The organism is Streptomyces peucetius (assembly GCF_025854275.1).
In the GTDB taxonomy this organism is placed as follows: Bacteria; Actinomycetota; Actinomycetes; order Streptomycetales; family Streptomycetaceae; genus Streptomyces; species Streptomyces peucetius_A.
In genome coordinates this window covers 4,287,683-4,305,976 of the sequence record NZ_CP107567.1, presented here as the reverse complement: position 1 = coordinate 4,305,976, position 18,294 = coordinate 4,287,683, and the positions used below count along the sequence as shown (strand labels likewise).

The window sequence follows — 18,294 nt, the reverse complement described above, 5'->3', positions numbered from 1 at the left end:
ATGTGGGCCGGCTCACACGGACCGGGGTCAGTCGCGGCGGGCCGTGACCATCAGCGACGTGGCCGCCGGGACGCCCCGCTCGTAGGCCGCGTCGTCGGGCGCGGTCGTGTCGACGAGGCGGATCATCAGGGCCGTGGAGCCGGTCGGCCCGGTCTTCCCGGCGCGGATGCGGTAGCGCTCCGTACGGGCCGCTTCCTCGGCCAGCGGGGTCCCGCCGCTGAACAGGAAGTGCGGCTGGACATCGTTGGCGACGCGCAGTTCGACCGTCTTCCACGTGCCGGAGGCGGGGTCGCGGCGTTCCAGGGTGAAGCCGTTCTGCGGCGGGGTGGCGCCCTCGTCGCCGATCATCATCTCCATCTGGAAGACGACGCGCAGGGCACTGTAGGCGCGGGTGTTGCCGTTGTTCACCGTGACCGTGAACTCCCGGGCCGCCCCGCCGCGCACCAGGCTCAGGGGGCCGGCGGTGGCCGACGCGTACATCGACACGGTGGTCGGCCTCGGTGGCCGCGTGGTGACGGGCGGCGCGGCGGGCGTCCGGGGTGCGGCGGGCTTCGCCGACGCGGCGGTGGCCTTCGGCGATGCGGCCGGGGACGAAGCGGACGCAGTCGGGGCCGGGGACGGGGACGCAGACGTCGAAGTGGACGGTGACGGGGATGCCGTCGCTGCAGGCGCCGCCGCCGCGCCGTCGTCCCGCGGGCCGCACCCGCCGACCAGGAGTGCGGCCGCCGTGAGCCCCGCCATGCCCGCCGCCCGGGCGCGTATGCCCGTCCATGCCTGCGTCGCCACTGTGTCCGCTCCCCCGCTGTTTCGTCGGCCGGCGGCCGAACCTAGCAGCACGGGGAAGCGGTCAGGACACGCGGAAATACCGGTTGTGCCACGGCCTCACGGGAAGGTCAGCGAGCCCGCCGCAGCCCCAGCGGAGCGGCGATCTCCTGGACCATGACCTTGCCGGCCTCCTCGGCCAGCGCGTCCTCGGTGAGGTCCTCGTCGGTGTCGAGGCCGTCCAGTTCCGCGAGGGGCTGGTCGAGGCGGACGTGGGCGACCAGGGACTGGAGGGCGCGCAGGGTCGCGGAGGCGGTCGGGCCCCAGTTGGAGAAGTACGAGAACTGCCACCACCACAGCGCTTCGGTGGTGCGGCCCGCACGGTAGTGGGCGAGGCCGTGGCGCAGGTCCATGATGATGTCGGCGAGGCTGTCGGAGATCCGCGACGGTACGGGCGCCTTGCGGGGCTCGTACGGGTCGAAGACCTCGGAGAAGACGTCGATCGGCTCGAGCATGGTCGCGAAACGCATGCGCAGTTCGTCGACGTCCAGGTCGGGTCCGGTGTCGGGCTCGTACCGCTCGTCCGGGACGATGTCCTCGTGCGCGCCGAGGCGGCCGCCGGTCAGCAGCAGCTGGGAGACCTCGAGCAGCAGGAACGGGATCGCGCTGTCGGGCTCGTCGCCCTTGGCGACCTCGGTGGTCGCGACGATGAACGATTCGATCGAGTCGGCGATCTGGACCGCGAAGCTGTCGGGATCCTGTCCTACGGCGTGCAGCATGACGTCAGACATCGAGCAGTCGTCTCCCCTCGAAGGCACGGCCGAGCGTGACCTCGTCGGCGTATTCCAAGTCTCCCCCTACAGGGAGTCCGCTGGCCAGCCGCGTGACCTTCAAACCCATCGGTTTGATCATCCTCGCGAGGTACGTGGCCGTCGCCTCGCCCTCCAGATTGGGGTCCGTGGCCAGGATCAGCTCGGTGACCGTGCCGTCCGCGAGGCGGGCCAGCAGCTCACGGATGCGCAGGTCGTCGGGGCCCACGCCCTCGATGGGGCTGATGGCGCCGCCGAGGACGTGGTACCGGCCGCGGAACTCCCGAGTCCGCTCGATCGCGACGACGTCCTTCGGCTCCTCGACGACACAGACGACCGTCGGGTCCCGGCGCGGGTCGCGGCAGATGTTGCACTGCTCCTGCTGGGCGACGTTGCCGCACACGGCGCAGAAACGCACCTTGTCCTTCACCTCGAGCAGGGCGTGCGCGAGGCGGCGGACATCGGTCGGCTCGGCCTGGAGGATGTGGAAGGCGATCCGCTGCGCGCTCTTGGGACCGACGCCGGGCAGCCTGCCCAGTTCGTCGATGAGGTCCTGAACCACGCCTTCGTACAACGGAACGCCTCTCCTGGAGTGCTTGCTGCTTACGGTAGTTGCTGCCGGGGGTCCTCAGAAGGCCGAAGCCCGGAGGACCGGGGTGGAAGCCGGGGAGATCTGGGGGAAGCCGGGGAGATCCGGGTCAGAACGGCATGCCCGGCATGCCGCCGAGGCCCTGCGCCAGCGGCCCGAGCTTGTCCTGCTGAAGCTGCTGGGCGTTCTCGTTCGCGGCCTGCACCGCGGCGACGACGAGGTCCGCCAGCGTCTCGGTGTCCTCCGGGTCCACGGCCTTCGGGTCGATGACGAGGTTCCGCAGCTCACCGGAGCCCGTGACGGTGGCCTTCACGAGCCCGCCGCCCGCCTGGCCCTCGACCTCGGTCTGCGCAAGCTCCTCCTGGGCCTGCGCCAGGTCCTGCTGCATCTTCTGCGCCTGCTGAAGCAGCTGCTGCATATTGGGCTGGCCACCACCGGGGATCACGGTCACTCCTGGCTACATCGACGACTGAACGCGCTGTACTTTTCGGTACTCCCCGAGCCTACGTGCTCACCCAGCCGGCCGCCCCACCCTGCGTGGGGCAACTCTTTCGAGTGAGCGGTACGGGGCTGATCGACGCTCCAATACCTGACCAGAGCCGCCGTGCGGGCGGAAATACCGGGATCCGTGGCCCACAGCCCACCATTCGGCGGTATGAAGGGCCTGCGCCGCATCAGAACGCACGCGCGCCACGTACGTCACGCGGTGTAACGTCAGCACCTTTTCAGCACCTTTTCGGACCTGATAGTCAGTCCTGGTCGTCAGCCTGATCGTCAGCAGAGCGCAGAGGAGTGCACCGGTGAGCCAGCCGGAGATGCAGCCCGGGGGGCCGGCCCACGGGGAGGGTGGCGAGGCGCCGCCGAGTGACCTGACGGGACGGACGTTCCCTCTCGGGGACTGGGGCGAGCCCGCGGCCCGACTGGACGAGCTCTACCGCTGGGTCGAGTCCGACGCGCTGCGGACGGCGGACTGGTATCTGGCGGACCGGGTCCTCAAACGCCGGGCCGCGCGCACACTGCGCCTGGGCACGGCCCTCGGCACGCTGGCCGGCGCGTCCCTCCCCCTCCTGGACCTGACGCAGGCGGTCTCCGGGGCCGCCCCCTGGGGCTACCTCTCCCTGCTCCTGGCCGCCGCCTGCCTCGCCTGCGACCGGTACTTCGGCCTGACGTCCGGCTGGATGCGGGACGTGGCCACCGCGCAGGCGGTACAGCGCCGCCTTCAGGAACTCCAGTACGACTGGGCCTCGGAGAGCGTCCGCGAGATCCTCGGCCCGGCGGAAGGCACGGCGAGCGAGGCGGCCGAGCGCTGCCTGGGCGTGCTGCGCCGCTTCTCCGAGGACATCGCCGACCTGGTCCGCTCCGAGACCTCCGACTGGATGACCGACTTCCGCCCCGGCCCGGCCCCGCTGCGCCTGCCCTCCTCACCCCCGCGCCGGCCCCCGGACCCCCACCCCGCCCCGGGCGTCATCCAGGGCCGCTTCCCCCTCCCCCCGACCACCCGCCCCAACATGCCGCGCCAACGGCCCCCGGAGTCGCCGCGCTGACGGGCGAGCGCCCTGGTGGCGGTTCCCGCACATCACACGGGTGTGGCCGGGCGGTTCAGCACAGCGGGGATGCGGCCCCTGGGCCCGGCTGCCCGCAGCGGCCGAGGCCGGGAGAAGCCGAATGCGGGGCCTTGCACTGGTCTGGTGCAAGGCCCCGCAGGGTGTCCGGGCGTCCGGAGTCGATATTGCCAGAACCCGCACGGCGCCAGGTTCTATTTATTGCGGCAACGAAGGCTTCTCCGCCGAACCGCCCCACACAGAATCAGAAATGCTACGCCGTGCCGTACTTCCATGAACTGCAGAACTGGGCAGCCCCGGAGTAGCCGTCACGCAGGCAGACACGGATGCTGAACGAGGCACCCTCCGCTATGGAGAAGTCCTTGCTCACCCACCCTGCACTGGACGGAGTGCTGGCACCGTTTGCATCGTCCAGACGGTAAGTGTTGCCTCCGAAGCGGAGGTAACCCGACGCACGATATCCGTCCGAGTCGTTGTCGGCGACGTAGAATCGCTCGCCGTCGCTCCTGAGCCAGGCGTGGCCACCAGGATTGTCGTCAGTGGTGTACGCATGCGTACTGCTGGCCGCGAATGAGCTCGTCGCCGTGGTCAGGGTGACGACTGCCGCGCCGAGAACGACGCCGACAGCTTTCGCAGTACGCTTGTGAAGCAGCTTCAATTTGGATCTGTCCTCCCGTAATGCGGGGGATTGATCAGCAGGCAGCACAAAGCACACCCCATGCCCGCCAGAAATAGCTACGCATGGAACGCATTGCTCTACCAACCCCGTTCTCGGCAATGCAAGAACGGACCCCCGTTTCAAGAAGAGAATCTATCATGTCGCATTGCCGGATACTCCTTCCAGGGGTGCACATAAAGTGCACAACGGCGTTTCCTGCAGCGTGAACTGACCGCGCGATGGGGACGTATCCGTCCGTCCGGGCGGAAGGCCGGCGGAGGTGCCCTTCTACGGCATGCCCGGTACGACCCGGAAGGTGACCGACAGTCGTCGGGCACCTGTCCGGCGTCTTGATGTCCCGAACCGCGCACGGATACGCGCAGGTCAGCTGAAGATGATCATCGAGCCCTGGCCGAGGCTCCGGGTCGCCGCGGCGTGCAGGCCCAGCCAGACGTGGCGTTCGCGGGCGAAGGGACTGTCGTCGTACGGGATCGGGCCCGCCGGCTCCTCGAGGGCCGTCGGGCGGTCCGGGGGTTCCGGCGCGGCCGGGGGGTTGGCCGGGTCGATGCCGATGGACGGGGCCACGTACTCCAGTTCGCGCAGCAGCCCCTGGGTGGAGCCCAAGGGGCCGCCGCCCTCGAGGAGTTCGTCGTTGAACAGCGGGGCCGGGAAGTCGACCGGCACATAGGCGCCGGCGTGGTCGTAGTGCCACACCAGATGCGACTGCTGTGCCGTCGACTCGAACATCTCCAGCAACTGTTCGTAGTCGCCGCCCAGTTCGTCCACCGGCGTCACCGCGAGCCCGCACAGCTGCAGCAGGTAGGCACGGCGCAGGAAGTGCAGCGCGTCGTAGTCGAACCCGGCGACCGGGGCGACGTCGCCCGACAGGCCCGGCATGTAGGCGAAGACGGGCACCGTCGGCAGGCCCGCGCCGGTCAGTGCCGTGTCGTAGGACGCGATCTCTTCGGCGAAGGGATTGTCGGGGCTGTGGCACAGCACGTCGACGAGGGGGACCAGCCACAGGTCACAGGCCAAGGGAGGGCTCGCTCTCAGCAGTTCGGGCACGGGTGGTGCGGTTGAGGGTCGGACGGCCGCAGGGGCCGGGGGCCGGCGGGCCGGAGGCGGAGGAAGCGTGAAGAAGGACGATGGTCACAGCAGCGTAGTGCGACGGGGACGGTGCGCGAAGGGACCGTTCGGCACGGTTTCGTACGGTCCGGTACCTCCTTGTCACTCCGCTCCCACGTCCCATACCCACACCCCGGCCACCCTCTCCCCCGGCCGGCCCAGGAGTTTCTCCACCGTCTCGTACAGCGGCCCCTCGTTGTACTGCGGCGCCAGCACCACCACGCCCGCGTGCCACGCCTCGAGGTCGTGGCGCGCCTGGGCCTGCCAGTTGGGTCCGATGACCGGGACCTGGCCGGAGTTGCGGACTTCGCCCAGCAGGTTGGAGGTGTGGCGCGGGGTCGCGCCGTAGATGCCGATGCGGTCCGGGCCCCACGGACCGTTGAAGTAGCCGCCCGCCACCCGGAAACCGAGTCCCGTCGCCGACTGCCAGTGCAGGGCCTCCGCGCTGCCCGGGTTCGGCAGCGGCACGGTGACCAGGGACTCGCCCTCCGCGAGGTACTTCTTGTACGTGCCCTGGGCGATGAAGCCGGGTATCTCGGGCCGCTCGCGCACCGGGTACGGCGTCGGCAGCACCGGAACCAGGGCCGCCGCCAGCGCGGCGAAGCCCAGCCCGCGCAGCAGCGGCCGCCAGGCGGCGAGCCGCTGAGCCGTCAGCGCCAGCAGCATCCCGAGGACGGGCGCGCAGATCATCGCGACCCTCGACTCGATGACCGACTCGAACAACGGCTGGTGCGCCAGCGCCCGCCACGGGCCGGTCAGCACGATGTCCGTGTACGGGATGCGGAACTTCGGCCCGAGGGAGAGGAACGCCGCGGCGACCGCCGTGAAGGTGAGCGCCTTGACCAGCGGCAGCCGCCACAGGCGGATCACGATCGCGAAGGCCAGCGCGATCAGCGGCCAGCCGAAGAAGGCGTTCTGCTCGGTGCGGTTCATCGCCAGGGGGTCGGCGCCGGCGTCGGAGCCCATCAGCGCCCGGCCGGAGAACTGCAGGAAGGCCAGCGGGCTGTTGCCGGCGTTGTCGCCGTGCAGCACGCTCTTGTAGCTCTGCGGCCCGAAGAACTGCCAGCCCAGCGGGAACGCCACCAGCGGCAGACACACCAGCAGCGCGATGCCCGTGCCGCGCAGCAGCGGCCGCCACGCGGCCCTGGCCGCGTCACGGTCGGCGAGCGCGTACGAGAGGGCGAAGAGCACCATGCCCATCGCGGCGAGCAGCAGCGCCTCCTCGCCGAGGAAGATCTGGTACGTGGCGAACAGGCCCAGCAGTATCCCGTCCCGCCGGACGGCGGTCCCCTCGCACAGCCGCAGCACCCGGTCGACGATCACCGGAATCATGAACAGGACGAGGAAGTTCGGGTGCGCGTTGCCGTGCGACATCATCGGGGGCGCGAACGCGGCGAAGGCCCCGCCGAGCGCCGCCGCCCACCGGTTCGTCACCAGCCACCGGGCGATCAGCAGGTACCAGGCGGTCGCGGTCGCGGCGAGCCCCAGGGTGAGGACGAGCGCCCAGGTGACGGTCGGGCCGAAGGCGAGCGTGACGGGGGTGAAGGGCACGGACAGGCCGAGCATCACCGTGTTCGCCATCAGGTTCACGCCCTCGGGGTTGTTCTGGAGGGTCGTGAAGAGCGGATTGCGCAGATGGACGACGTTGTCGGCGGTGACGGCGAAGAACCACTCCCACTGGTTCTGGTCCTGGCCGGCGTCCCGGATGTACGCGCGGTCCAGGTCCGTCCACAGCCCCTTGTAGAGCAGTACGGACGCGACGAGGAACAGCCCGGTGACGGCCAGGTCCACTCGGCGCACGGCGCGGGCCCGCAGCCGCAGCAGCTCCAGCAGCACCAAGACGTAGTCGGCGGGTTTGACCTTGGAGCCGGCGACGTGCGACCAGCGGACCGGGACCTCGGTCACGGACCAGCGTTGGCACCGGAAGAACCGAAGCACCTCGACGTCGATGGCCCAGCCGTCCAGCCGGGAATCGGCGAAGGCGGCTCGCGCCTTGTCACCGTCGAAGAGTTTGAAACCGCACTGCGTGTCCCGGATGCCCGGGACGGCGACCGCTCGTATCAGGCGGTTGCCCATCCGGCCGAGCCACTCCCGCACGCGTCGCTGGTGCACCCCGATCTGCGCGTCGGGGTGGGCGCGCGAGCCGATCGCGGCGGCGCCGCCGCTCTCCAGCTCCGCCTCCAGCCGGTCCAACTCCTCGACGGGAGTTGCCAGGTCGGCGTCCGTGATCAGTACCCGCCGGCCGTAGGAGGCGAGGACGCCGAGGCGCAGGGCGCTGCCCTTGCCGCGGTTCGTCCCGCTCGACACGAGCTGGATCCGCGGCTCCTCCGACGCGGCCTCCTGCGCGATCTTCGCGGTGGCGTCGGTCGACCCGTCGTCGACGACGATCAGCTCCCACTCGCCCCAGCGGTCCGGTTCCGCGCGCAGATACGCGCAGATGGCGTCCAGTGTCGGCCGCAGCCGCGCCTCTTCGTTGTACGCCGGGACGACGACGCTCAGGTCCACGCTCACCGCTCTTGCCGCCCCCGCCGGTCCCATCTGTCCTGGCCGGGTCTGTCCTGGCCGGTTCTGCCCTGGCGGGGTCTGTCCTCGCCGGGCCTGTCCTCGCCACGGTGGTCCGGTCGCTCCGGCCGGGCGCGTCGCTCCAACCGGTCCGCCCACGCCAGCGCGTGGTCGTTGTACGCACTGATCACGGCGCGCAGGCAGGCCGTATCACCCCTGTTCACCGCGTCGACGACGTCCTGGTGCCCACTCCACAGCCACTCGGAGAGCTCCGGGTCGGCGCGCAGGAACGGCACGGCGAACACCCATGCCTGCACGCGCAGCCGGTGCAGGAAGTCGCAGAGATAGCGGTTGGCCGCGAGCGCGGCGAGCTCCCGCCAGAAACGCAGGTCGTAGCCGATGAGGATGTCCAGGTCGCCCGTGCGCGCCGCCCGCGACGCCTCCTCGGCCCGGCGGTGGACGGACAGCAGCGCCTGCGGGGCCGGCGGGCAGGGCCGGTGCTCGGCGAGGCGGCCGAAGATGGCGTCGACGACCATCGACCGGGTCTCGACCATGGTCCGGTAGTCGTCCACGGAGAACTGGTGCACCTTGAAACCGCGGTGCTGGTCGGAGTCGAGCAGTCCCTGGGCCGACAGATCGACGAGTGCCTCGCGGACGGGCGTCGCCGAGACGCCGTACTGCTCGGCGATCTCCTTGACGGTGAACTCCTGCCCCGGCTGCATACGGCCCGCGAGCACCTCGTCACGGAGCGCATCGGCGATCTGCTGCCGCAGGGTGTTGCGGGTGACGGCGCTCGTGCCGCCGTTCCCGCCACCGCTGCCGCTCCCGTAGCCGGGCATCGTGGCCTTCTCCTTCGCCTTCGGTCCCGGACACGATAGGCCAGGGGTGATGCGGCCAGTGCGCGGCGTACGGTCTGACCGTGAGGGGAGGCGATGCCCGGGTGGACGAGGTGTTCGAGCCGGCCACCGGCGACGGGCCCCAGGTGACGGGGCCGGGCAGGGACGCGGAGGTGCGGACGGCGTTCGAGGGGCTGCTGCGGATCCGCCGGGTGACGAACGCGACAGGCGGCGAGGGGATGCCGGCGCCATGGGAGCTGAACCGAGCCGTGCGGGCGGTGTCGCTGGCGCTGGAGGCGTCCGGGTTCCCGCCGTCGGCGGTGGCCGCGGTTGCCGCGGACGACGCGGGTCAGGCGGGTCAGGCGGGTCAGGCGGGTCAGGCGGGTCAGGCGGATCATGCGGCCCGGCGCACGGCCACGGGCTACCGCGTACGGCCCGGTGAGCGCCCCCGGACGGTGTACGTGGAGTGGCTCGGCCCACCGGGCGGCGGCGCGGCCCAGGAGGAGGAGACCCGGCTCAAGGCATGCGCCGAGGTGCTGACGGGGCTGGGCTGGGAGGCGCTGCTGTACCGGGGGCCGCGGAAGCGGCGGTTCCTGGAGGTGGAGCCGGGGGTGGGGTGAGGGGGGTGGGGGCCGCTGCGCGGGGCCCTTTCCCCACCCCGCCCCTTCCCGAACCGGGCTCCGCCCGGACCCGGCACCGCGCTCCGCGCGGCGGTTGCGGGGGCTCCGCCCCCGGTACCCCCGTGCCTCAAACGCCGGCGAGCTGGAACTCGCCACCCCGTCGGGGCTCCGCCCCGAACCCCGCGCCTCAAACTCCCCCCTACGGCCTGGCGGCCGTGGATGGGGGCACCGCCCACGCCGCCAGGCGTAGGGGGCGTACCCCAGCGAGGCTGGATTCGCTCCCGCCGGCGGGCTGGGTGCCGCGTAGCGGCATTTCCAGCCCGGCCGGCGATTGAGGCCATCGCGCGGAGTGCGGTACCGGGGCCCGGGGCGGAGCCCCGAAACGGGCTCCGGGGGCGGAGCCCCCGGTTACGGGAAGGGGTGGGGTGGGGTGGGGAACCGTCGGTGGCTACGCCACCCACTCGTCCGCGGTGGACAGCGCCGCGTCCAGCGCCGCCAGACCCTCCTTCGCCTCCGCCTCGCTCACGTTGCACGCCGGCACCGCATGCGTGCGGTTCATGTTGACGAAGGGCCAGAGGCCGTTCTTCTTGCAGGCCGCGCCGAACGCCGCCATCGCCGCGTTCGCCTCGCCCGTCGCGTTGTACGGCACCAGCGGCTCGCGGGTCTCGCGGTCGCGGACCAGTTCGAGGGCCCAGAAGACGCCCGTGCCGCGCACCTCGCCGACCGACGGGTGGCGTTCCGCCAGTTCCCGCAGTCCGGGGCCGAGCACGTTCTCGCCGATCGCGGCCGCGTTCTCGACGACCTTTTCCTCCTCCATGACCTGGATCGTGGCGACGGCCGCCGCGCACGCCAGCGGGTGGCCCGAGTAGGTGAGCCCGCCCGGGTAGGGCCGCTTGTCGAAGGTGGCGGCGATCTCGGCGGAGATCGCGACGCCGCCCAGCGGTACGTATCCCGAGTTGACGCCCTTGGCGAAGGTGATCAGGTCCGGCACCACGCCGAAGTGCTCGGCGGCGAACCAGGTGCCCGTACGGCCGAAGCCGGCCATGACCTCGTCGAGGACGAAGACGATGCCGTACCGGTCGCAGATCTCGCGGACGCCCGCGAGATAGCCGGGCGGCGGCATCATGATGCCGGCCGTGCCGGGGATCGTCTCGAGGATGATTGCCGCGATCGTGCCGGGGCCCTCGAAGGCGATGGTGTCCTCGAGGTGGGTCAGGGCTCGGGCGCACTCCTCGGACTCCGTCGTGGAGTAGAACGGCGACCGGTACAGGAACGGCGCCCAGAAGTGCACGACGCCCGCCGTGCCGCTGTCGCTGGCCCAGCGGCGCGGGTCGCCGGTGATGTTGATCGCGGTGGCCGTACCGCCGTGGTATGAGCGGTAGGCGGAGAGCACCTTCGTCCGGCCCGTGTGCAGCCGGGCCATGCGGACGGCGTTCTCGACGGCCTCCGCGCCGCCGTTGGTGAAGAAGATCTTGTCCAGGTCGCCAGGGGTCCGCTCGGCGATCAGCCGGGCGGCCTCGGACCGCGGCTCCACGGCGAACGCGGGCGCGAAGGTGGCCAGCTTCCCGGCCTGCTCCTGGATCGCGGCGACGACCTTCGGGTGCTGATAGCCGATGTTGGTGTAGACCAGCCCGCTGGTGAAGTCCAGGTAGCGGTTCCCGTCGTAGTCCCAGAAGTAGGACCCCTCTGCGCCGGCGACGGCGAGCGGGTCGATCAGGCCCTGGGCGGACCAGGAGTGGAACACATGGGCGCGGTCGGCGGCCTTCACGGCGGCGCCGGCCTGAGGGTCGGCAAGAAAGGCGGCACGAGGGTCGGCATGAGGGGTCATGCCGACCAGCGTAAGGACGCGCAGACGGGCGACGACATGGCCACCTTGTATGCCCTCCGTCGCTTATCTGGGCAGGGTGTCGCGCTGCCCGGGGGACCACCGAGCATTGACAGCATGCTGTCCATATGACAGTCTACTGTCATTCGAAGGAGGGCATCATGACCCGCAGGACCGTTCATCTGGCCGTGTACGACACCTATGCCGACTGGGAGACGGGCCACACCACCGCTCACCTCACCCAGAACGGCTTCACCGTGCGGACGGTCGGCCCGACGACCGACCCCGTCACCACCATGGGCGGCGTCCGCATCCAGCCCGACCTCGCGCTCGCCGACCTCGATCCGGCGGACAGCGCACTGCTGATCCTCACCGGGGCGTCCCTGTGGGACACGGGCGACGACCTCGCCCCCTTCGCCGCCGCGGCGCGCGCGTTCCTCGACACGGGCGTGCCTGTCGCCGCGATCTGCGGCGCGACCGCGGGCCTCGCGCGGGAGGGCCTGCTCGACGACCGCGCCCACACCAGTGCCGTCCCGTTCTACCTGGACGCCACCGGCTACAAGGGCGGCGAGCACTACGTCGACGCGGACGCCGTCACCGACGGCGACCTGATCACCGCCGGCCCGACGGAGCCGGTCGCCTTCGCCCGCGAGGTCTTCTCCCGCCTCGGTGTCTACGAGGGCGAGAAGCTGGACGCCTGGTACCGGCTGTTCCACGATTCGGACCCGGCGGCCTTCGAGGTACTGAACGCATGAGGCCCGCGCACCACCCCCGGGAACCGCACCGTCCCCGGGAACCGCACCGTCCCCGGGAACTGCTGACCCGCACGGCCCTCGGCGTCTTCCGGCTGAACGGGCAGTTCATCACCGTGTCCGACGGGCTGGCCCGCGAGGCCGGGCTGACCGCGGCCCGCTGGCAGGTCGTCGGTGCGGTGCTGCGGGAGCCTCAGTCCGTCGCACAGGTCGCCCGCACCATGGGCATCACCCGGCAGAGCGTGCAGCGCATCGCCGACGTGCTGGTGGAGCAGGGACTGGCGGAGTACCGCCCCAACCCGGCCCACCGGCGCGCGAAGCTGCTGCATGCGACGGACGAGGGCCGTGCGGCGGTCCGGCAGATCGACCCGGGGCACGCACGGCTGGCGAACCGGCTGCTGGACGCGCTCGGGCCCGAGCAGTTCGCGGAGACCGTACGGGTGCTGGAGCAGCTCTCGAAGGCGATGGACGCGATCGAGGCGGAGGACGCGGGCCACTCGGAGCGCCGGGAGCGAACGGCCGGGTCACCGGGCGACGAGTGACCTCGGGAACCGATGTGAGTTCCACGGCAGTCTCCTCGCGTACGACCGGGGAACGGAGCCGGGTTCACGCGCCTGCCGTGGGCGTTCAGGGGCTCGGATCCTGACCTGTGTGGCCGCCGACCGGCCCACTATCCTCGGTCCGTCGGGGTTTCGTACGGGGGAAGGGCCGCGCGGCGATGGAGCAGCTGGCACCAGGGGATCCGCAGAGCATCGGCGAGTACCGGATCCTGGCCCGGCTCGGCGCGGGCGGCATGGGTCAGGTGTACCTCGCCCGCTCCGACCGCGGACGGACGGTGGCGGTGAAGCTCGTACGCCAGGAACTGGCGGAGCGGGAGGAGTTCCGCAGCCGCTTCCGCCTCGAGGTCCGGTCGGCGCTGCGCGTCGGCGGGCAGTGGACCGCTCCCGTGCTCGACGCGGACACCGAGGCTCCGATCCCGTGGGTCGCCACCGGGTACATAGCCGGGCCCTCGCTGCACGCGGTCGTCTCCGGCGAGCACGGCCCGCTGCCCGAGCGCAGCGTCCGTCTGCTGGCCTCCGGGCTGGCCCACGCCCTGACGGACATCCACGCGGCAGGTCTGATCCACCGTGACCTCAAGCCGTCGAACATCCTGCTCACCATCGACGGGCCCCGCGTCATCGACTTCGGTATCGCCCGCGCCCTGGAGACCGTCACCGACGGAGGGCTGACCACGACCGGCGCGGTCGTCGGCTCCCCCGGCTTCATGGCTCCGGAACAGGTGCGCGGTGACCGGGTCGCCCCGGCGTGCGACGTCTTCTGCCTGGGGTCGGTCCTCGCCTACGCGGCGACCGGCCGGCTCCCGTTCGGTTCGGCGGACAGCGGCGGGCACGCGCAGATGTTCCGCATAGCGCAGGAGGAACCGGACCTTGCCGGGGTCCCTGCCGGCCTGCTCGACCTGGTCCGCGACTGCCTGCACAAGGAGCCGGAGGCACGGCCGGCGCTCGCGCAGGTGCTGGAGCGGACCACCGCCGACACGGACGGTGAGCCGTGGCTGCCGGGTGCGCTCATCGCGCAACTGGGCCGTCATGCCGTGCAGTTGCTGGACGTGGAGGCCCAGCCCCGTACGCCGCAGCCGCAGCCGGCGCCGCAACCCGCCACGCCGCCCCCGTCCCCGCCCCGGACTCCGGTGCAGCCGCCGACGATGACGGCTCCCCCTCGCCCGGAACCCGCACCGACGCCCGCACCGGCGCCGCCGCCCGCCTTCACGCCACCGTCCACGCACGGGCCCGTGCCCGGCCCTCCCCCGCAGCACGGACAGGCGTACGGATATCCGCAGCCGTACCACCCGGCCCCGTACGCCCCCGCCGGACACGGCCCCGCGGCCCCTGGCGCGGGCCGCTCGCGCGGCGGGACGCTGGCGCTGGTCGCCGTCGCCCTGGTCGTCGCGCTCGGTGCGGGCGGCTCCGTGTACGCACTGATGTCCAAGGACGAGCACAGAGGCGCGGCCGCGGACCCGAAACCGGGCCCCGAGACGCCCGCCCCCTCCTCCGAGACGCCCACCGGCAACTCCACGCCGACGCCGGGCGACACGCCTTCGACCGCACCGGTCGCCGGGGACGTGCCGCAGGAGTACATCGGCACATGGCGCGCGTCGTTCGACACCGCGGACGGCGCCAACACCCGGATCATGACGATCTCTCAGGGCGTCAGGGGCGAACAGGTGATGACCCTGACCGGCACCGGCCCCAACTACGACTGCCGCTGGTCCGCCAGGCTCCGCGCCTCCGGCCCGCCGCTGGAACTCGACCCGACCGCCGTGACGTTCGGGGACCGGGTGTCCTGCGCCCCGGGACAGTGGAGCCGGCTGAACATGCCGAACGACACCACCATCGTCCGCGAACTCGTCGGCTCCGGCGGCGAGCCGCTCACCTACACCAGAACCGGCTGAGGCACACCCCGGACAGGGCGGGTCAGCCCCAGCTGGCGTTGTGGAAGCTGCGGTACTCCCTGCGTTCCTGCGCCGACACCAGCCGGCGCGCCGCCAGCAGTCCCGTCAGGCTGACCCCGATGAGACCCGCGCCCAGAGCGGGGTCGCCGAAGTCGACGATCGCGGTGACCGTACGCGAGGCGATGCCCTCCTCCGGCCGCGCCGGCGGCACCGGCGGCGCGGGTACGGGCGGCGCACCGGCCCCGCCCTCCCCGTTCGCGTCTGCGTCGCCGGGTCCGGGAGGACCGCCCGTCAGGTTCACCCCGAGGCTCTCCATGGCCGTGGTCACCGGCTGGAAGTAGGTCGTGCCGCCGGTGACGCAGTCCCCGTCGCCGCCGGAGGTGACGCCGAGCGCCAGCCCTTCGGAGAAGAGCGGGCCGCCGCTGTCGCCGGGCTCGGCGCAGACGGTGGTCTCGATCAGTCCGGTGACGGTGCCCTCCGGGTAGTTCACCGTCGCGTCGACGGCGGTCACCTCCCCGGAACGGAAGCCGGTTGTGCTGCCGCTGCGGAACACCCGCTGCCCGACGGCCGCCTCGCCGGCGCCGACGATCCGTACGCCCCTGCCGTCGCCGATGCTCACCACGTTGGTGCGGTCGAGGGTGGTGACATCCTCGTAGCGCACCAGGGAGTAGTCGTCACCGGGGAAGCTGGACGCGGTGGTGGTGCCGACGAGTTCGTCGCCGGCGCGGTCCCGGAACCAGGTGGTGTCCCGTGGGCCGCAGTGCCCGGCCGTCAGGATGAAGGTGTCCCGTCCGTTGGTGACATTGAAGCCCGCGGAGCACCGCCGCTGGTCGCCGAAGACAGGGGTGCCGCCGTTGACCCGGGTGGTGAAGGCGCCGGAGGTCCGTTCCATGCGGACGAAGCCGCCGATCCGCTCGGCGAGACCGGCCAGTTGCGACCAGTCCTCGGCCGAGACGGTGGAGTCGGCCCGCACGGTGATGCTGTTGTCCGCGTAGTCGACCGACCAGGCCGTGCCCGTCACGCGAGGGGCCGAGCGCAGCGCCTCGGTGGCCGAGCGGAGGTGCTCCATGCTGTGCTCCACGACCTTCGCCTCCGCGCCCGCCCGCCGCGCCTCTTCCGCGGCGTCCTGATCGGTGACGGCGACGACCGTCCGCCCGTCGGCACCGGTCCAGCTGCCGGCGGTCCGGGACGGCCCGAGCCGCGAGACGACGTCCGCGGCCGGGTCCGCCTGGGCCGGCGTCCCCCCGCCGGCGGGCGGGGGCTCGCCCGCCACGGCGCCGGAGACCATCAGGACGCCGCTGAGCAGCCCGACGGCGGCGGCCAGCCGGACCGTCCGCTGGAGCTTTCGTCGTACGCGCCTCCGACGTGTGTGCATCATCCGCGGCCCCATGGTCGTGACGGAACGGCTTCACCGTTGGCGGGGGCCTCACGCACCGAGGCCCCCGCGTTCAGTACGTGCCGCCCGGCCGGGGTGTTCAACGGCAGGTACTGAGGGGCCGGACCGTGGCCGTCCCGGTGTGCGAGGATCCGGGCGTGGATGCCTTGATGCCCGAAGACCCGCAGCAGATCGGCCCCTTCCGGCTGCTCGGGCGGCTCGGTGTGGGCGGGATGGGCCGGGTGTATCTCGCCAGGTCCGCCGGCGGGCGCACGGTCGCCGTCAAACTCGTACGGCCCGAACTCGCCGCGCAGGACGAGTTCCGCCGCCGGTTCACACGTGAGGTGGAGGCGCTGGAGCGGGTCGGGGGGTCCGGGACCACGCCCGTCATCGCGTCCGACACTGCCGCCGAGTCGCCATGGGTCGCCATCGGGTACGTCCCCGGGCCGTCGCTGCGCAGCGTGGTCGTCGACCAGTACGGGCCGCTCCCTGCGCACTCGGTGCGCGCGCTGGCCGCCGGACTGGCGGACGCGCTCGGGCACGTCCACGCCGCCGGGCTGCTGCACCGGGACCTGAAGCCGTCCAACATCCTGCTCACCGTCGACGGCCCCCGCATCATCGACTTCGGGATCGCCCGCGCCGTGGACACCGTCACCGACGGAGGGCTGACCACGACCGGCGCGGTCGTCGGCTCGCCCGGCTTCATGTCGCCCGAACAGGTGCGCGGCGAGCGGCTCACGCCGGCCTCCGACATCTTCTGCATGGGCGCCGTCCTCGCCTACGCGGCGACCGGGCGCCCGCCGTTCGGGTCCGCCGACAGCGGGGTGCACGCGGTCCTGTTCCGTATCGCGCACGAGGAGCCGGACCTGGCGGGGCTGCCGCCCGAGCTGGAGTCGCTCGTACGCGGGTGCCTGGAGAAGGACCCGGCCGCGCGGCCGACCTCCGCCGAGCTGGCGAACGTGACGCTGCCCGATGAACCGTGGCTGCCGGCAGGACTGCTGGCCGGGCTCGGCCGGCACGCGGCCCGGCTGCTCGACGCGGACGGTGACCCCACTCCTCCGACGCCTGTCGCCGCTGTCCCGGCTGCCCCGCGCAGACGTCGGCGCACGGCGCTTGCCGCCGTCTGCGTGGCCGCCGTCCTCATCGCCGCCGGCACCTTCGCCGCCCTGACCGTGCGGGACGGCGGCGGGACGGACAACACCAAGGGGACGCCCGGCGCGACCGGCTCGCCGGCCGGAGCGTCCGACGGCTCCGACGGCTCCGTGCCCGACGACTTCCTCGGCGCCTGGGAGGGCGTCCTGCGGGGCAGCGCCGACGCGCCGTACGAGACCGGACGCATCGAGATCACCCAGGGCCGGGCCGGTGAGAAGACCGGCGTGTACGTGCATGTCTCCGGCGAGCGGCTGTGCATGGGACGCTCCACGCTCGTCTCCGCGGATGCCGACAGGATCGTGTTCGGCGAGAGCGACGTCACCACCAGCGTGCCCGAGAAACGCTGCACGCCCGCGGCGCACCAGACCCTGGCCGTGCGGTCGCCGGACGTGCTGCAGTGGACGTCGGGAGAAGTCAGCGCCACGTTCCACCGGTCGAAGAGCGGACCCGAGGCCGTACCGCCCGCCTTCGTCGGCCACTGGCAGCAGAGGTTCGACATCGTCGACGCGCCACCGGACTACGAAGACCCCCGTTCCTTCGGGATGACGGTCACCCAGGGCCCGGTCGGCGCCCCGCTCGTACGCTTCACGGAGAACTACCCGCGCACCGACGACGAGACCGGCGAGGAAACCGGTGACCTGGTGCACTGCGAGAGCACCGCAGTGCTCGGCGGCGTCGGCGACCTGGTGATCCTGGGGCCGCCCGTCCTGGAGACGGGCTCCGACCCCGAGTGCTCCTCGTCCGGCTCCTCGCAGAACCTGCGCGTCGACCGCTTCGAGGGCAAGGAGCGCCTCCTCATGTACGGGATGAGCACGGACGGCGAGCCCGCGGAGTACTTCCGCAGGTGAGCGGCCCGGTCCTCACCCCTCGCGCAGATGCAGCCGGGCGACCCTTGCCCTCGAGGTCGGCACGGGTGACATCCCCTGCCGCGTGCGACGGGTGAATCAGCCGATCGAACCACCCGTCGCGCTGCCGTTCTGTGTTACAAGCCCAGCAGCGACAACTTCGTGGCTACGACGTGACGTTGCAGACCGGAGAGCACCGCTGCCAGGCGCCCTTGCCCACGCAAGCCCAGAACGTGTACTTCTTGTCCTCGGGAAGGTTCCCGCCAGCCCTGTCCGTGTACGGGGAGTCGTGCCCGCGCGTCGTTGCCTCCCGTACGCCGATGTCGGAGCCGCCCAGATAGGCGGAGACTCCCTATCCGTCCGGCGTGGGATCGACCACTTCGAGCGTGTCCCCATTCGCCTTCCAGTACGCCTGGCCGGCGAGGCGACCATT

16 protein-coding genes are annotated in these 18,294 nt (G+C 71.9%); 6 read left to right on the top strand and 10 right to left on the bottom strand.

Translation table 11 applies throughout. From position 1 onward, the window contains the following. Positions 1–27: 27 nt before the first annotated feature. The 4 genes from OGH68_RS19850 to OGH68_RS19835 all read right to left on the bottom strand — a co-directional run bounded on the left by OGH68_RS19850 (position 28) and on the right by OGH68_RS19835 (position 2,605). Positions 28–486: a hypothetical protein gene (locus OGH68_RS19850; RefSeq protein ID WP_264245822.1), complete on the bottom strand. Its 459-nt coding sequence runs from the start codon at positions 484–486 to the stop codon at positions 28–30. A 407-nt stretch (positions 487–893) separates the two neighbouring features. Continuing rightward, complete coding sequence (locus OGH68_RS19845) at positions 894–1,553, bottom strand: DUF5063 domain-containing protein (protein ID WP_264245820.1); 660 nt, start codon at positions 1,551–1,553, stop codon at positions 894–896. Beyond that, positions 1,546–2,145, bottom strand: a complete 600-nt coding sequence (gene recR, locus OGH68_RS19840; protein ID WP_264245817.1) for a recombination mediator RecR — start codon at positions 2,143–2,145, stop codon at positions 1,546–1,548. The genes OGH68_RS19845 and recR overlap by 8 nt, the downstream gene beginning before the upstream one ends. Before the next feature lie 124 nt (positions 2,146–2,269). Further along, positions 2,270–2,605, bottom strand: coding sequence for a YbaB/EbfC family nucleoid-associated protein (locus tag OGH68_RS19835; protein ID WP_264250179.1), 336 nt, complete (start codon positions 2,603–2,605; stop codon positions 2,270–2,272). 355 nt (positions 2,606–2,960) lie between these two features. Here OGH68_RS19835 and OGH68_RS19830 point away from each other — a divergent pair, with 355 nt between their 5' ends. Further along, a complete protein-coding gene (locus OGH68_RS19830) occupies positions 2,961–3,704 on the top strand; it encodes an SLATT domain-containing protein (protein WP_413471007.1) in 744 nt (247 codons plus the stop codon). A 271-nt stretch (positions 3,705–3,975) separates the two neighbouring features. On the opposite strand, the gene OGH68_RS19825 is transcribed toward OGH68_RS19830, so the two are convergent. The 4 genes from OGH68_RS19825 to OGH68_RS19810 all read right to left on the bottom strand — a co-directional run bounded on the left by OGH68_RS19825 (position 3,976) and on the right by OGH68_RS19810 (position 8,846). Next, entirely contained in the window at positions 3,976–4,380 is a 405-nt protein-coding gene (locus tag OGH68_RS19825) for a hypothetical protein (protein WP_264245815.1), read from the bottom strand. A 384-nt stretch (positions 4,381–4,764) separates the two neighbouring features. After that, a complete protein-coding gene (locus OGH68_RS19820) occupies positions 4,765–5,415 on the bottom strand; it encodes a hypothetical protein (protein WP_264245813.1) in 651 nt (216 codons plus the stop codon). Positions 5,416–5,607: 192 nt separating this feature from the next. Further along, positions 5,608–8,043: a dolichyl-phosphate beta-glucosyltransferase gene (locus tag OGH68_RS19815; RefSeq protein ID WP_264245812.1), complete on the bottom strand. Its 2,436-nt coding sequence runs from the start codon at positions 8,041–8,043 to the stop codon at positions 5,608–5,610. Further along, entirely contained in the window at positions 8,013–8,846 is an 834-nt protein-coding gene (locus OGH68_RS19810) for a GntR family transcriptional regulator (protein ID WP_264245810.1), read from the bottom strand. Before OGH68_RS19810 ends, OGH68_RS19815 begins: the two co-directional genes overlap by 31 nt. A 74-nt stretch (positions 8,847–8,920) precedes the next feature. On the opposite strand from OGH68_RS19810, the gene OGH68_RS19805 reads away from it, so the two are divergent. Beyond that, positions 8,921–9,463, top strand: coding sequence for a hypothetical protein (locus OGH68_RS19805; RefSeq protein ID WP_413471116.1), 543 nt, complete (start codon positions 8,921–8,923; stop codon positions 9,461–9,463). 448 nt (positions 9,464–9,911) lie between these two features. Here OGH68_RS19805 and OGH68_RS19800 read toward each other — a convergent pair whose 3' ends face one another. Then, complete coding sequence (locus OGH68_RS19800; protein ID WP_264245807.1) at positions 9,912–11,291, bottom strand: aspartate aminotransferase family protein; 1,380 nt, start codon at positions 11,289–11,291, stop codon at positions 9,912–9,914. 158 nt (positions 11,292–11,449) lie between these two features. Between OGH68_RS19800 and OGH68_RS19795 the strand changes: the two genes are divergently transcribed. The 3 genes from OGH68_RS19795 (at position 11,450) to OGH68_RS19785 (ending at position 14,489) form a co-directional block, all read left to right on the top strand. Continuing rightward, positions 11,450–12,043, top strand: a complete 594-nt coding sequence (locus tag OGH68_RS19795) for a DJ-1/PfpI family protein (protein WP_264245806.1) — start codon at positions 11,450–11,452, stop codon at positions 12,041–12,043. Beyond that, the gene (locus OGH68_RS19790) at positions 12,040–12,582 is read left to right on the top strand and encodes a MarR family winged helix-turn-helix transcriptional regulator (protein WP_264245803.1); all 543 of its coding nucleotides are present in this window, start codon (positions 12,040–12,042) and stop codon (positions 12,580–12,582) included. The genes OGH68_RS19795 and OGH68_RS19790 overlap by 4 nt, the downstream gene beginning before the upstream one ends. Before the next feature lie 176 nt (positions 12,583–12,758). Next, positions 12,759–14,489, top strand: a complete 1,731-nt coding sequence (locus OGH68_RS19785; RefSeq protein ID WP_264245801.1) for a protein kinase domain-containing protein — start codon at positions 12,759–12,761, stop codon at positions 14,487–14,489. Between the two features lie 22 nt (positions 14,490–14,511). Here OGH68_RS19785 and OGH68_RS19780 read toward each other — a convergent pair whose 3' ends face one another. After that, a complete protein-coding gene (locus OGH68_RS19780) occupies positions 14,512–15,867 on the bottom strand; it encodes a S1 family peptidase (protein ID WP_264245800.1) in 1,356 nt (451 codons plus the stop codon). Positions 15,868–16,022: 155 nt separating this feature from the next. On the opposite strand from OGH68_RS19780, the gene OGH68_RS19775 reads away from it, so the two are divergent. Next, positions 16,023–17,864, top strand: a complete 1,842-nt coding sequence (locus OGH68_RS19775; RefSeq protein WP_264245798.1) for a serine/threonine-protein kinase — start codon at positions 16,023–16,025, stop codon at positions 17,862–17,864. The last annotated feature ends 430 nt before the right edge of the window (positions 17,865–18,294 follow it).

Bases quoted from the DNA above. Each gene is read 5' to 3' on its own strand.
- OGH68_RS19845 (WP_264245820.1), bottom strand. From the start codon at position 1,553: ATGTCTGACGTCATGCTGCACGCCGTAGGACAGGATCCCGACAGCTTC.
- OGH68_RS19815 (WP_264245812.1), bottom strand. From the start codon at position 8,043: ATGGGACCGGCGGGGGCGGCAAGAGCGGTGAGCGTGGACCTGAGCGTC.
- OGH68_RS19810 (WP_264245810.1), bottom strand. From the start codon at position 8,846: ATGCCCGGCTACGGGAGCGGCAGCGGTGGCGGGAACGGCGGCACGAGC.
- OGH68_RS19800 (WP_264245807.1), bottom strand. From the start codon at position 11,291: ATGACCCCTCATGCCGACCCTCGTGCCGCCTTTCTTGCCGACCCTCAG.
- OGH68_RS19795 (WP_264245806.1), top strand. From the start codon at position 11,450: ATGACCCGCAGGACCGTTCATCTGGCCGTGTACGACACCTATGCCGAC.
- OGH68_RS19790 (WP_264245803.1), top strand. From the start codon at position 12,040: ATGAGGCCCGCGCACCACCCCCGGGAACCGCACCGTCCCCGGGAACCG.
- OGH68_RS19785 (WP_264245801.1), top strand. From the start codon at position 12,759: ATGGAGCAGCTGGCACCAGGGGATCCGCAGAGCATCGGCGAGTACCGG.
- OGH68_RS19780 (WP_264245800.1), bottom strand. From the start codon at position 15,867: ATGATGCACACACGTCGGAGGCGCGTACGACGAAAGCTCCAGCGGACG.